Source organism: Bacteroides sp. 1_1_30, assembly GCF_020982715.1.
Classification (GTDB): domain Bacteria; phylum Bacteroidota; class Bacteroidia; order Bacteroidales; family Bacteroidaceae; genus Bacteroides; species Bacteroides xylanisolvens.
In genome coordinates this window covers 1-1,463 of sequence record NZ_JAJKHN010000203.1, presented here as the reverse complement: position 1 = coordinate 1,463, position 1,463 = coordinate 1, and the positions used below count along the sequence as shown (strand labels likewise).

Genomic DNA, 1,463 nt, shown 5'->3' with positions numbered 1-1,463 from the left:
ATCGGACTGCAAAGATAAGAACTTTATTTATTATCCTCCAAAACTTTTCGGAAGTTTTTTTGTTCTTTTCTTTAAGCACAATTTCGCTTTTTCACTATGTCAATTCTGCAAGGCTTTCTTCTCTTGGAAAGCGGGTGCAAAAGTACACCCTTTTGGTATACAATCCAAATATATTAAACTCTTTTTTCGAAGTTTTTTTGAAAGAATATGCTAAAGTGCTGAAGGATAATGATGTTGTAGAACATATTTTTTTTATCATGAGTGGATTGGGGGCGGAAACGGTACACATGAGACACATTATTATATCACACGCGGGCGCGTAGGCGAACGCAAAAGAGAAAAAGATGCAGAAGAAAGAAATAACAAAATTACAGTCGAATTACAGCTGAGAAAAAGACAACAGGAAGAAAGAGACAAGAAGATGATATAGAAAGAAAGCAAGAAAAAGAACGAAATGTAAAAAGAATACTAGGGATATACCACAAAGGGACATTACAAAAGGAGATTATTAAAGGGGATGGATTAATTGGAATGGTTAATTGGGCATGACCAGCAGAATACAGGATATTCAGCGACGCAGCGCCACTAGAAGTGATTTCTCATTTTCATTTCTCATATTCTCATAGGTTGCACAATAATCAACTGTAAATCATCAATATAACACTATGAGAAATAAAATAAAAAAGGCATTTCTCATAGTATTACCAGCGTTTTATACTGAAAACAGTGCATTTCTCATACCTTTTCAAGGTATTTCTCATAGTATTTTGACTATTTATGCTATAAATTCTCAAGCTAGATCCTAAACTAAAGACCAGGTTGAATACCAGACTAGACACAGCTTTACAATATATTATCAGTGCTTATTGAAAGTATATAGAGCAGACATTCGCATATTTTCCTACCTGCATCTGTATCGTTGCACTCGAGTGAACAGGCCTGTGCACTAGAGTAGAAAGAACCGTCTACTCGAGTGAAACGATCTGTTCACTCGAGTGCAACGATACAGATAGTAGTAGGAAAAAATGGTAATAATTAAGGAAAAGCATAAGGATATAAGGTGCATGATACACAGGAAAGCAGTAAACAATAGGAAGTTGCTTAATAAACGACATAAGAAAAAGGAATAATCGTAAAGTTCGACGAGAGTCTGGGAAAAGATACAGCCATAATGCATGAGAAAGGAGTAAAATAGATAAAAGGAGTATGAGAATAAGATGAGAAACGATTTAAAACCTATGAGAAATGCATCATTTTTAAGGATAAATGATAGAAATAGTATGAGAAATACCATTTTATATTTTATTTCTCATACTATTATATTATTGATTTACATATAATTACCGTATTATTTATGAGAATATGAGAAATGAAAATGAAAAATCGGGTTCTTCGTCAAATTTGGTGGTAAGTTTTTCTCCGCTCATTTAGCTAATTCAGTCAGTGCCTATATTTTCTTATGA

At 33.5% G+C, this 1,463-nt stretch carries 1 pseudogene; it reads left to right on the top strand.

Annotated elements, in window-relative coordinates:
- Positions 1-323, top strand: a pseudogene (locus tag LPH68_RS26170) (hypothetical protein); the annotation flags it as partial.
- Positions 324-1,463 lie beyond the last annotated feature (1,140 nt).